This window comes from Methylocystis sp. Uni0008 (assembly GCF_056838045.1).
Map to the genome: position 1 here is coordinate 2,163,491 of NZ_CM166370.1, position 12,305 is coordinate 2,175,795.

A 12,305-nucleotide genomic window follows, 5' to 3' on the forward strand; every position below is an offset into this window, starting at 1 on the left:
GGTATCCGAGAATTTTTGGCAGCGTAGATGACGGAAGGTCGTGACGGTCAGGCAAGGCCGCCGTCCCTCAGCGAGACTACGGCGAACGCCAGGGCGCGCGCGCGGGCGTTCGCCCTTCGAGCCCAGGCGGCGCTCGCGCTATGGCTGGCCATGACCTCAATCGCCGCCGCCGAGAACTCCACCCGAATGGACGATGTCTGGCCGACGATCGTGGGCGCGCTCGCAGTCGCGCAGGCCATGACGTTTGCCGTCATCGCCTGGCTGGTGAAACAGCGGCGCGACGCGCTAAAGGCGCAACATGAACTCGCCGAGCTGACTCTGGCGGTGGAAGCGCGCGGCGCCTCACATTGGTGCGACACCGGCGTTGCGGAGGTCGACGCCATTGCGCACAGCATTCAGGATATCGACGAGCGCCTGCGCGAAAAGCGCAAGAGATTGTCCGAGCTCAATGAATTGTTGATGAAAAGCTCGACGATCGTCAGCCGGGCCGGCGCCAATCTGCAACTGCGCGCGCTGCTCGACGCCGTGCCGGTCGGAATCATCATTGCTGAAGCGCCGAGCGGACGCATCGTCGAAGGCAATCGTGTCATCGAATCCATCCTGCGTCGGCCGGTTCGCTACTCGGAAAGCACGGAAGCCTATTACGAATGGAACGCCATTCATCAGGACGGCCGGCCGGTGGCGAGCGAGGAGTATCCGCTGGCGCGCGCTCTGGCCGGCGAAAATCATCCGCAGCTCGAATGCAAGATCGAGCGCGGCGACGGCGCTTATGTCTGGATCAACATCGTCGGCGCGCCGATCCGCGACGACAAGGGCGTCGTGATCGGCGCGATCGTCGCGGTGACCGACGTCGATGACATCAAGAACGCCGAAATGCACAACCAGATGATGAATCGCGAACTGCATCACCGGGTGAACAATTCGCTGGCGATGATTCAGGGCATCGCCAACATCACGGCGAGGACGGCGCAGGACTTTGCGAGCTTTCAGCACGGATTCTCGCATCGGGTGCAGTGTCTGAGCCGCATCTCCACCCTGCTCGTGCAGACCTCCTGGGAACGAACGCCGCTCAGAGACCTGATCTTGGTTGCGCTGTCCTGCGGCAGCCATGATTACGCCGACCGGGTTTCATTGACGGGAGAAGACGTGGAGTTGCGTTCTGCGGTCGCTTCGGCTCTTGGCCTCGCGCTCAACGAACTGCTCGCCAACGCCGAGCAGCACGGCGCGCTGTCAGACGACGACGGGCGGGTCGCGATCAGCTGGAGCGTCGATCGTGAGGAGGATCGCCCGCGACTTATCTTGCACTGGACGGAGACCGGCGGCCCCGCGGTGGAAAACCCGCAGCAAACCGGCGTAGGTCATTTCCTGATCACGAACGTGCTCGCACGGCAGATGGGCGGCGACGTCACGCTTTCGTATCGATCCGAAGGCCTGCATGCCGAACTCTCGGCCGAAATCTGAAAACGCTCCGCCGTCGCGGCTCAGGCGACGTGCTGCGGCGTTACGCGCAGGGCGGTGACCCGATTCCTGATCTTTCGCATCACCTCGAAACGAAAGCCATGATAGGTGAAGACCTGTCCGGCTTCCGGAATCGCTCCGGCCTCGTGGATCACCAGTCCCGCGATCGTGGTCGCCTCTTCATCCGGCAGGTCCCACGCCATGACGCGATTGAGATCGCGCACCGGCACGGCGCCGTCGACCAGCACTGACCCGTCGGGCTGCGGACGCACGCCCTGCACCGCGAGATCATGTTCGTCGCGGATGTCGCCGACGATTTCCTCGAGTATGTCCTCGAGCGTAACGAGTCCCATCACCTCGCCATATTCGTCGACGACCAGAGCGAAGTGCGTCTTGCGCTTGAGGAAGGCTTCGAGCTGATCCTCGAGCGTCGTCGCCTCGGGGACGAACCAGGGCGCCAACATCACCTCGTCGACATTGATTCTCGAGGCGTCGCCGTCCGAGGCGTCGAGCGCCCGCAGCATGTCCTTGGAATGCAGAACGCCGACGAAATTATCCGGCCGCTCACGCCAGAGCGGCATGCGGGTGAACGGCGAGGACAGCACCTCGCGCACGATTTGCGCCGGCGGCAGATCGGCGTCGATCGTGCGCATCTTGGTGCGGTGGATCATCACATCCGAAACATGCAGCACCTGCAAATCGAGGACGCCGCCGAACATGTCGCGCGCGGAGCGCTCGACGTTTCCCTCGTCGTGCAGGATATCCACCGCGCTCTTCAATTCGTCATATGGGGAGCGCACCGTCCGGCCCTGGCCGACCTCGACGCCCGCCAATTGGAGCACCAGGCGCACAACATATTCAACGCCGGCGAGCAGCGGGCCGACGACGCGCACGAAGGGCGCAATGAATTTCGCGACCCGCAGCGACGTCTCGTCGGGATGGTTGATCGCCAGCGTCTTGGGCAGAACCTCGGCGAAGACGAGCAGCAGCCCGGTCATGATGATGGTCGCGTAAACTGCTCCATTGTCGCCCGCGATCACGACGAGCACGCTCGTCGTGAAGGCGGAGCCGCCGATATTGACGAGCGTGCCGCCAAGCAGCAACGCCGCAATCATTCGGTTGCGCTGGCGCAGCAGCCGGTTGACCGCCGCCGCGCGCTTGTCGCCCTCTTTCTCGAGCGAATGCATCCGGGCGTGCGATGCGGCGGTGAGGGCCGTCTCCGACCCTGCAAAAAACGCCGACAGGAACACGCATAGAACGACAATGACAACCGCAGTCCATATGTCGACCTGCGGCGCGCCGGTTTCGAGGCCATGCATGGGACTATGTCCGCTTCAACTCGTCCTTGAGAAAGCCAAGCACTTCGTTGGGGTCGACGGATTTCGCGATGAACGCCTGGCCGATGCCGCGCAGGAGAATGAACGTCAGCGCGCCGCGCTCGACTTTCTTGTCCTGATACATCGCGTCGAGGATCGCCTGAGCGTCATCGCTCCAATCCGGAATGTCTCGGATTCTCGTGGGCAGTCCGACGGCCTTCAGATGGCGCTCGACGCGTTCCGCGACCGCCTCATCGCAGAGACCGTGGCGTGCGGAGAAGCGCGCGGCGCAAGCCATGCCGATCGCGACGCCTTCGCCATGAACGAGGCGCGCGCTGTCATAATTGGTCAGGCGCTCGAACGCATGACCGAATGTGTGCCCGAGGTTGAGCAGCGCCCGCTCGCCCTGCTCGGTTTCGTCGCGCGCGACGATCGTCGCCTTGGTTTCGCAGCTCACCGCCACGGCGCAAATCTGCTCCGCCTGACTATGGAAAACGGCGTCCGAGTCGGCGTCGAGCCAGTCGAAGAAGCGGGCGTCGCCGATCAGCCCGTATTTGACCACCTCCGCGTAGCCGGCGCGAAATTCGCGCGTCGGCAGAGTCCGAAGCGCGTCGACGTCCGCCAGAACCAGCGAAGGCTGATGGAAGGCGCCGATCAAATTCTTTCCGTGCCGCGAATTGATCCCCGTCTTGCCGCCGACGGAAGAGTCGACCTGCGAGAGAAGCGTCGTCGGAATTTGCACGAAGCGCGAGCCGCGCCTGACGCTCGCCGCCACGAATCCGGCGAGATCGCCAACTACGCCGCCGCCAAGCGCGACGATCAGATCACGCCTTTCGATCCGCGCCGCCAGCACGTCGTCGCAGACGCGGCCGTAGACGGAGAGGGATTTCGACGCCTCGCCGGGGGGAACGATAATCGTCGTCGTGGCCAGACCGGCGTCCTTCAGGCTCTGCTCGACGGTGGGAAGGTGCAATCTGGCGACGTTCTCGTCGGTGATGATCGCGCAGGCTGCGCCGGGCGCAATTTGCGCGATGTATTCCCCGGCCCGCGGCAGCAGCGCGTCGCCAATGATGATGTCATAGGAGCGCCCGCCGAGCGCGACCCGGACAATCTCCTGATGTGTGAGCCCGTCGCCTGTCGCGCGCGGCGGATGTAGATGCGTCATGGCTTTCGCGAAATCCTTGCTTTGCGCGCGCCGCCGGAGCTCCTCTAGTCTCGGCAATTCGGCGGCGAGAACGCCGATCGTATCCTCCACCATCGCATCCTGAGGAATTTCGCGCGACTCGACGCGAATGTCGGCGAGTTCGTATACGGGACGTCGCGCCTCCAGCAGCAGTCGCAGCGTTTCCTCAGGATCCTCGGTGTGCAGCAGCGGGCGATCGTTCTTTCGGCGCACGCGCTTCAGAAGCGTCTTGAGATCGGCGTCGAGCCACACCGACACGCCCCGTTCGCCGATGCGTTCGCGCGTGCGAGGGTCTAGAAACGCGCCGCCGCCGGTGGCGAGCACGATCGGGCCGCCGTTCAGAAGGCGCATGATGACGCGCCGCTCGCCGTCGCGAAAATAGCGCTCGCCATATTTGGCGAAAATCTCGGGAATGGACATGCCGGCCGCCGCGGCGACGATCTCGGCGTCGGCGTCGACAAATGGCAGGCCGAGCCGCGCCGCGAGCCTCTGGCCGATGGCGCTCTTGCCGGAGCCCATCATGCCGACGAGCACGATCGCCCGGCCGTTCAGGCCGGCGCGCACGGCCAAGGCGCGCTCGTCGTGCGGCGCGTGCAGAGGCGGAAGGACGGCGCCGGAGTGTTGGGGTCGGGTCATTAGCGCAAATCTAACCCGCGCGGAGCGGAATTTCATCCGCGCCGCCGAGCGCGCGCGTAAGATAGGCGACCATAAATTGGGGAAGGCGGGGGTCGGCGAGCGCCTTGAGGCTGGAAATCATATGCGCATCCGCGAGTTCGGGCGCGCTTTCGGCCGCGATGAAGTCTCTCACCTTGGAGAGGAGGACGTGCGAGGTCGCGTCGAAATCGAGCCGCTTGATGCAGGCGACGTGCTGGCGGTCGAAAATCGCCGTCCAGCCCGGCGACGGATGCGCCTCTGACGCGTCGAGGCCAGTCTCTTCGGCCAGTTCGCGCACGAGGCTGCCGGCGAGATCGACGCCGCCGCCGGCGACGATGTCGGAAGGGTCGGGCGTCCCGCAGGGAAAATAGAGTTGACCGGCGAATGAGTGTGTCGGCCCCATTTCTCCCAAGAGATAGGCGCCGTCGCAGGCGCGGGCCGCCGGCATTGAAAAGCAGTTGTAGATGGTTTGGTCCGGCCAGCCGAACTCGCGCCAGGCGAGAAAGGTCGAGAAGCGCGTCTTGAAGAACGTCATGCGCAACGCGCGCGCGCCATTCTCGCTCGTCGCGCGCTCAACGCGACAGGCGAGCAGCACGGAACCGTCATAGAGCGCCGGATTCGCGCGCCGTCGCTCCTCCCAGTGGCGCTCGATATCGGCGGCGCGCTCCTGCGCGAACGCCCAGCGATGATCCACAAAGCGACAGTCGAGGCGATCGACATCCAGGATTTCGCTAGTCACAGGCTGGCCGCTGCTTGGCCGCAATGGCGCGCGAAGCGGCGCATGGCGGACTGGAGGCGAGTGCGCGCGGCGAACGTTGGAATTCGGCCGAACTCATTCGATCGCATCGAGCGGGTCACGGCGCGCGATTACGCCTGCATCTGCAGAAGCGCGACGCTGTCGCGAAATTCGACGATCTCGACGATGCGGCCGTCTTCAAAGCGCACGAAATCGGCAAGCTGCACCTGACCGCGACGTCCGGTGCCGCGATGACGCCATTCGACGGTTCTGCGCGCAGCCGCGTTTGCGCCGTCGACGATAACTTCGGGCCTCGCGACTCCCAACTGCTCGAACTCGACGCCGATGCTGCGCACGATGTTGATGAGCGCGTCGACGCCGCGATGGCGCCCTGCATGTGAAATCGTCGTGCGGTCGCCGACGAATTCGCACACAACGTCGGACGAACACATCTCGCGTATAAGCGCTATGTCAGGTCCGCATGAAAAACTGCCCATGGCGATCAGCCGGCGCGCCATCTCGTCGCGCGTCAAACCCGGGCCGCGCGGATTGAGAATGTCGTCGACGCTTTGCGGCACGGCGTCCGCGCCGCGGGCGGCGCAACGATGGTCGCGAAACTCGTACATTTCCGAAACGAGGCCGTCCCGCCAGCGCAGGAAATGCGCCATGTCCATGCTGTGGACGTGGCCCGTGGCGCGATGACGCCAACTGCTGATCCATCGCACGACCGTATTGTCGCCTTCGACGAGAACGGCGAGGATCTCCGCGTCTAGCGGTTCGTAATCGACGTCGACCCGACGCAAATGCGCGCGCAACGCCTCGCGGCCGCGCCACTGTCCGGGCGGAAGCAAGCCAAGCCGCGAGCTGCTGTAATTGAGTTCGACGTCTTCGACGAAATGTTGAACCAGCGTGGAGACATCGTACGACATGCGGCTTCGTACAATCTCATGCACGCGCCGGCGCGTTTCGCTCTCGATAAGCTGACTCGACCGCCCGCCCGGCCCGTGCATTCATCCCCCGTTGCGGCGATGCATCCGCTCGTCCGCGATCCGCTTGCCGCGCGATCGGGTTCGCCCAAACCCGAATACGCGCTCGGCTTTTTGGGATTATTATGCGCTAATTGCGGTCCTTGTCGACCAACTTATTCTTGCCGATCCAGGGCATCATGCCGCGGAGGCGAAGACCGACTTCTTCGATCGGATGCGCGTTGTTCCGCGCGCGCGTCGCCTTGAAGGAAGTCTGGCCGACTTTGTTCTCCAGCATCCAGTCGCGGGTGAATTTGCCGGTCTGGATATCGTCAAGCACACGCTTCATCTCCGCCTTGGTTTCCTTGGTGATGATGCGCGGACCGGTGACATATTCGCCATACTCGGCCGTGTTCGAGACCGAGTAATTCATGTTGGCGATGCCGCCTTCATAGATGAGGTCGACAATCAGCTTCACTTCGTGAAGGCATTCAAAATAGGCCATTTCCGGCGCGTAGCCCGCTTCGATCAGCGTCTCGAAACCGGCGCGGATCAGTTCAACGAGGCCGCCGCAAAGCACGACCTGCTCGCCGAAAAGATCGGTCTCGCATTCTTCGCGGAAGGTCGTTTCGATGATGCCGGCGCGGCCGCCGCCGATCGCCGACGCATAGGACAGCGCGATCTGCTTGGCGTTGCCCGACGCATCCTGGTGCACAGCCATTAGGCAGGGCACGCCGCCGCCCTTGAGATATTCGCCGCGCACCGTGTGACCGGGCCCCTTGGGCGCGACCATCGCGACGTCGAGATCGGCGCGCGGCTCGATCAGATTGAAATGAATGTTGAGCCCATGCGCGAAGAAAAGCGCCGCGCCTTGCTTGAGATTCGGCGCAAGCTCATTCGCATAGATCTCGCCCTGAAGTTCGTCCGGCGTCAGCATCATGACGACGTCGGCCCATTTGGCCGCGTCGGCGACGCTCATCACCTTGAGCCCCGCGCCCTCGGCCTTTTTGGCCGACGCCGAACCTTCGCGCAGCGCAACTGCAACCTCCGCGACGCCGCTGTCCTTCAGATTGAGGGCATGCGCGTGTCCCTGGCTGCCGTAGCCGACGATGGCGACTTTTTTGCCTTTGATCAAATTAATGTCGGCGTCCCGATCATAGTAAACGCGCATTTGCTCTGCTTCCCTTAATGTGCGTGCGCTTCTTGGGGGAACGGCGCGCCCCGCGCCGTCGAATTCGCTGGCGGGCTCCTTCTACGCGGGCCGCCGGGCAAGGTCAAAATTCTCGCGCCTTAGATCGGGTCCGGGCCCCGGGCGATCGCGGCGACTCCTGTGCGGGATACTTCGACGAGCCCGATCGGCCGCATCAGATCGATGAATTCATCGATCTTATGTGGCTTGCCGGTCAGTTCGAAGATGAAGCTCTCGGTGGTGGCGTCGACAATGCGGGCCCGAAAGGCCTCGGCGAGCTGCAGCGCGAAGGTGCGGTGTTCGCCCCTGCCCTTGACTTTGACCATCGCGAGTTCGCGCTCGAGCGAGCGCTTCGACACCGTGAGGTCGGTCACCTGATGCACCGGGACGAGTCGCTCGAGCTGGTGGTGGATCTGGTCGATCGTTTCTGGCGCGCCGGAGGTCAGAATGGTGATGCGGGAGAGATGTTCGGCGTGGGCGACCTCGGCGACCGTGAGGCTCTCGATATTATAGCCGCGGCCCGAAAACAGGCCGACGACGCGCGCCAATACGCCCGGCTCATTGTCGACGAGCACGGAAAGCGTATGCGACTCGAGCTTGGAGTTCGTCGTCGCGGCGGCATAGGGGGAAGGCGGAGAAGCGGGGGCGTTCATTTCGGTCCTCTGGCAGTCGGCAGATCGGCAGTCGGCAATCGGAGTGGTTTTTACGACTGCCGACTGCCGAAGCCCGACTGCCTAAACGAGCATCTTGCCCTTTTCGTCGATGACCGCGCCAAGCTCAATTCCGGCGTCGTCCGAAAGATCGGCGAGCAGCATGTCGTTATGCGCCTTGCCGGAGGGGATCATCGGGAAGCAATTTTCGACCTTGTCCACGACGCAGTCGAAGATCACCGGCCCGTCATAGTCGATCATCTCCTGTATCGCGGCGTCGAGCGTCGCGGGATCGGAGCAGCGGACGCCCTTGGCGCCGAAGGCCTCGGCGAGCTTGACGAAATCGGGAAGCGCCTCCGAGTAGCTGTGCGAATAGCGCCCGCCATGCAGCAGCTCCTGCCACTGGCGCACCATGCCCATATATTCATTGTTGAGGATGAAGATCTTCACCGGCAGCCGGTACTGGATCGCCGTCGACATTTCCTGAATGCACATCAGGATCGACGCCTCGCCGGCGATGTCGATCACGAGCGACCCCGGATGCGCGAGCTGCGCGCCGATCGCCGCCGGCAGGCCATAGCCCATCGTGCCAAGACCGCCTGACGTCATCCAGCGGTTCGGCTCCTCGAAATGATAATGCTGGGCGGCCCACATCTGATGCTGCCCGACCTCCGTCGTGACATAGACGTCGCGATCCTTGGTCAGGGCGTAGAGACGCTGCACCGCATATTGCGGCTTGATCGCCGCCTCGGAATTGCGAAACGCCAGCGACTTCCGCGCCCGCCACTCGTTGATCTTCGCCCACCAATGATCGAGCGGCTGCTTGTCGGCGCTCATCGCCTCGGCGCGCCACAGGCGCACCATGGCTTCGAGCACATGGCCGCAATCGCCGACGATGGCGAGATCGACCTTGACGTTCTTGTTGATCGAGGAACGGTCGATGTCGATGTGGATCTTCTTCGACTCCGGGGAGAAGGCGTCGAGCCGCCCGGTGATGCGGTCGTCGAAACGCGCGCCGACGGCGATCATCAGATCGCAGTCATGCATGGCGTGATTGGCTTCCCAGGTGCCATGCATGCCGAGCATGCCGAGCCAGTTCTCGCCCGACCCCGGGTAGGCGCCGAGCCCCATCAGCGTCGAGGTGATGGGAAAGCCCGTCAGGCTGACGAGCTCGCGCAACAGCGTCGACGCGGCGGGTCCAGAATTGATGACGCCGCCGCCTGTATAAAAGATCGGACGCTTGGCCGCCGCCATCATGCGCACGGCCTGCTGGATCGTCTCCATGTCGGCGTCGAGCTTGGGATGATAGGTCTTATGCGCGGCGCTGCGCGGCGGCGCGTAGACCCCGCGCGCAAATTGGACGTCCTTGGGGATGTCGATGACCACCGGTCCGGGGCGGCCGGACGACGCCACATAGAAGGCCTCGTGCAGCACGCGCGGCAGATCGGCGATGTTCTTGACGAGATAATTATGCTTCGTGCAGTGGCGGGTGATGCCGACCGTGTCGCATTCCTGGAAGGCGTCGGAGCCGATGAGATGCGTCGGCACCTGGCCGGTGATGCAGACCAGCGGGATTGAGTCCATCAGCGCGTCGGTCAGTCCCGTCACCGTATTGGTGGCGCCCGGTCCCGAGGTGACGAGGAGCACGCCGACCTTGCCGGACGAGCGCGCATAGCCCTCGGCGGCGTGGGCCGCCCCCTGCTCATGGCGCACCAGAATGTGCTGCACCTTGTCCTGATGAAAGAGGACGTCATAGATCGGAAGGACCGCGCCGCCGGGATAGCCGAAAATAATCTCCAAGCCCTGATCCTTCAGGGCTTCGACCACCATTTCGGCTCCGGTCATTTCCTTCGACATCGTCTCTTTCCGTCTTGCTTCTCTGCTGGCGACCAGGACTTTTCGTGTGTTCGGGCAACAAAAAAGGCCCTCTTGGGGCCTTGGGTCAAGCGCCATTGGCGGAAGGCCGGGGCTAACCCCGCTCCGCTCCTGGCGCTTTGGATACGAGAAATGCGCGCATGCGTTCCGCTCTTTCTTTCGAGGCGACGTTACGGGACGCCGGACTGATAATCAAGGGCGGAAAAGTCTTCAGCGGGCGATCCATCCGCCGTCGATGACAAGCAGATGGCCGACGATGAAGCGCGCCTGTTCCGAACACAGGAACAGCACGGCCTCGGTCAGCTCTTCGGCCTTGCCCATGCGCCCGATCGGAAACAGCTTTCCCGCCTCCTCCGGGGTGATGCGCTCCTTCTCCATCCATTGATGGAAGACGTCGCCGGGCGCGTCGATGCCGCAGGCGCAGATGGCGTTGACGCTGATATTGTCCTTGGCGACCTCGAGCGCGACCGTTTTGGTCAGGCCATCGACGCCGCCTTTGGAGGCGGCATAGGCGCCTTCGGCCGGATTGCCGGTGAGGCTGCCGGTGATCGACGATTGATTGACGATCGCGCCGCCGCCGTTCTGGCGCATATGGCGGATCTCGTGCTTCATGCAGAAGAAGACGCCGCGCAGATTGACATCGATGTGAAAATTGAAGCCTTCTTCCGTCTCTTCGACGATCGGCTTGAAGCGCACGACGCCGGCGTTGTTCACCGCGCAATCCAGGCGTCCATAGGCTTCGACCGCCTTCGCCACCATGACTTCGACGTCCCGCTCGACGCGCACGTCGGCAGGCGTGAAGAGACCTTCCCCGCCCGCCGCGCGGATCATGTCGAGCGTCTCGCGGCCGCCGGCGTCGTCGATGTCGGCGAGCGCGACGCGCGCCCCTTCGCGCGCGAAGGCCAGCGCAGTCACCCGCCCGAGCCCTCTCGCAGCGCCGGTGACCAGCGCGACTTTCCCGCTAAAACGTCCCACCAGCGCCTCCAAGGCTGAACGCGCGCACGCTTCCACTCGGGGCGCCTCTCGGTCAAGCTCCAGGGAGGCGTTTTCTCAGGCGCCCTCGGCCGCGAGCGCGCGCTTCACGCCTTCGTCAGCGGCCATCATGTCATGGTGTTTCTGGATATTCGGGTATTTCGACAGGCCATCCTCGAGCATCGAAGCCGCCCAGCGCTCCATCGGGAAGACATAGGCGTCGAGATAGCTGAGCTTGTCGCCGACCATATAGCGGCGGCCCGCGAGATGCGCCTCGATGATGTCGAACTTCTTTCGCACGAGCGCATTGGCGGCTTCGCGGACGTTGTCGAACTCCTCCTTCTCCCTCGCCCGCGTGTAGCGATCGGGCAGGAACAGGGGGAAGAAGGCCGGATGCAGATCGCCGGTGATGAAGGAGGACCAGCGGTTGGCCTCGGCTTCCTCGCGCGGCGAACCGTCTGGAGCGAGCCCGGCCTGCGGGAAACGATCCGCAAGGTAGCGCAGCACGGCCGCGGCCTGGGTCAGGATCCAGCCTTCGCCGGTGTCGAGCGCCGGCACCGCGCCTGCGGGATTGATCTTCAAATATTCCTTGTCGCCGAATTCGACCTCTTTGGTCTCATAAGGCTCGCCGATCCATTCGAGTGCGATGTGCGGCGCAAGCGAGCAGGCGCCGGTATGGTAATAGAGCGTGAGCATGAGGGCCTCCGACTAAAGGCGTCGCTCTTAGGATAGGGCGGCCGTGCGCAGGAGGGTCGGCCTACTCCTCGCCGCAGTCGAGAATCCACGTCTTGTCGCAAAAGGCGACATAGAGGCGTTCCTGGCCGAGCGCCGCCCCGAGCTCGCCGGCAAGCTCGTTCAGCATCGCCTCGATCTGGGCGTCGGGCAGACCGCCGAGATAGGCGTGCACGGCTTCGCCGGTGAAGATCGCGACCGGCTCGCGGTCCGAGCCGACCCCGCCATCCTCCTTCGGCCAGGCGTAGGTCACCTCGCCGCGGGTGAACATGCCCGAGAGCGCGGGCGCGCCGGCTTCGACGCGGCGCCGCATCCAGGCGCGCGCGCAGCGCACCGCCTCGGAGACGTCATAGACGCGCCCCTCGGCCTCCCACCCCTCGCGCAGCCCGACGGTGATGCGGAAATCCCGCCGCGGCCCGCGCGAGCCGTCAACAAGGCGATAGACGCGTTTGCTCATGAGCGAGAAGTAAGGCGCCGGATGATCGCGAGGAAGAGCGAGCCGTATGGGAAAGAGAGACGCGCGGGCCACTCAGCTCAAAAGCGGCGTAGCCCGCGGCAATCAGTTCAGCCTGGCC

At 64.0% G+C, this 12,305-nt stretch carries 11 protein-coding genes; 1 reads left to right on the top strand and 10 read right to left on the bottom strand.

What is annotated here, in order from left to right; translation table 11 throughout:
- The first annotated feature begins 27 nt into the window (after positions 1-27).
- Entirely contained in the window at positions 28-1,461 is a 1,434-nt protein-coding gene (locus AC0X69_RS10830) for an HWE histidine kinase domain-containing protein (protein ID WP_482607533.1), read from the top strand.
- A 20-nt stretch (positions 1,462-1,481) separates the two neighbouring features.
- On the opposite strand, the gene AC0X69_RS10835 is transcribed toward AC0X69_RS10830, so the two are convergent.
- The 10 genes from AC0X69_RS10835 to AC0X69_RS10880 form a co-directional block, all read right to left on the bottom strand.
- Positions 1,482-2,777 (bottom strand): HlyC/CorC family transporter, encoded by a 1,296-nt coding sequence (locus AC0X69_RS10835; protein ID WP_482607535.1) that lies wholly within the window; start codon positions 2,775-2,777, stop codon positions 1,482-1,484.
- A gap of 4 nt (positions 2,778-2,781) precedes the next feature.
- Positions 2,782-4,593, bottom strand: coding sequence for a 3-dehydroquinate synthase (gene aroB, locus AC0X69_RS10840; protein WP_482607537.1), 1,812 nt, complete (start codon positions 4,591-4,593; stop codon positions 2,782-2,784).
- 10 nt (positions 4,594-4,603) lie between these two features.
- Positions 4,604-5,350 (bottom strand): NUDIX hydrolase, encoded by a 747-nt coding sequence (locus AC0X69_RS10845; protein ID WP_482607539.1) that lies wholly within the window; start codon positions 5,348-5,350, stop codon positions 4,604-4,606.
- A gap of 128 nt (positions 5,351-5,478) precedes the next feature.
- The gene (locus tag AC0X69_RS10850) at positions 5,479-6,276 is read right to left on the bottom strand and encodes a nuclear transport factor 2 family protein (protein WP_482607540.1); all 798 of its coding nucleotides are present in this window, start codon (positions 6,274-6,276) and stop codon (positions 5,479-5,481) included.
- A gap of 187 nt (positions 6,277-6,463) precedes the next feature.
- Positions 6,464-7,483, bottom strand: coding sequence for a ketol-acid reductoisomerase (gene ilvC / locus AC0X69_RS10855; protein ID WP_482607541.1), 1,020 nt, complete (start codon positions 7,481-7,483; stop codon positions 6,464-6,466).
- A 119-nt stretch (positions 7,484-7,602) separates the two neighbouring features.
- On the bottom strand, positions 7,603-8,154 hold the full coding sequence (ilvN, locus tag AC0X69_RS10860; protein ID WP_482607543.1) for an acetolactate synthase small subunit: 552 nt from the start codon (positions 8,152-8,154) through the stop codon (positions 7,603-7,605).
- 81 nt (positions 8,155-8,235) lie between these two features.
- Positions 8,236-10,008: an acetolactate synthase 3 large subunit gene (locus AC0X69_RS10865; RefSeq protein ID WP_482607544.1), complete on the bottom strand. Its 1,773-nt coding sequence runs from the start codon at positions 10,006-10,008 to the stop codon at positions 8,236-8,238.
- Positions 10,009-10,236: 228 nt separating this feature from the next.
- Positions 10,237-11,001: a glucose 1-dehydrogenase gene (locus tag AC0X69_RS10870; RefSeq protein ID WP_482607545.1), complete on the bottom strand. Its 765-nt coding sequence runs from the start codon at positions 10,999-11,001 to the stop codon at positions 10,237-10,239.
- Between the two features lie 75 nt (positions 11,002-11,076).
- Positions 11,077-11,694 (bottom strand): glutathione S-transferase family protein, encoded by a 618-nt coding sequence (locus tag AC0X69_RS10875; protein WP_482607546.1) that lies wholly within the window; start codon positions 11,692-11,694, stop codon positions 11,077-11,079.
- 61 nt (positions 11,695-11,755) lie between these two features.
- Positions 11,756-12,187, bottom strand: coding sequence for a hypothetical protein (locus AC0X69_RS10880; protein ID WP_482607548.1), 432 nt, complete (start codon positions 12,185-12,187; stop codon positions 11,756-11,758).
- Positions 12,188-12,305 lie beyond the last annotated feature (118 nt).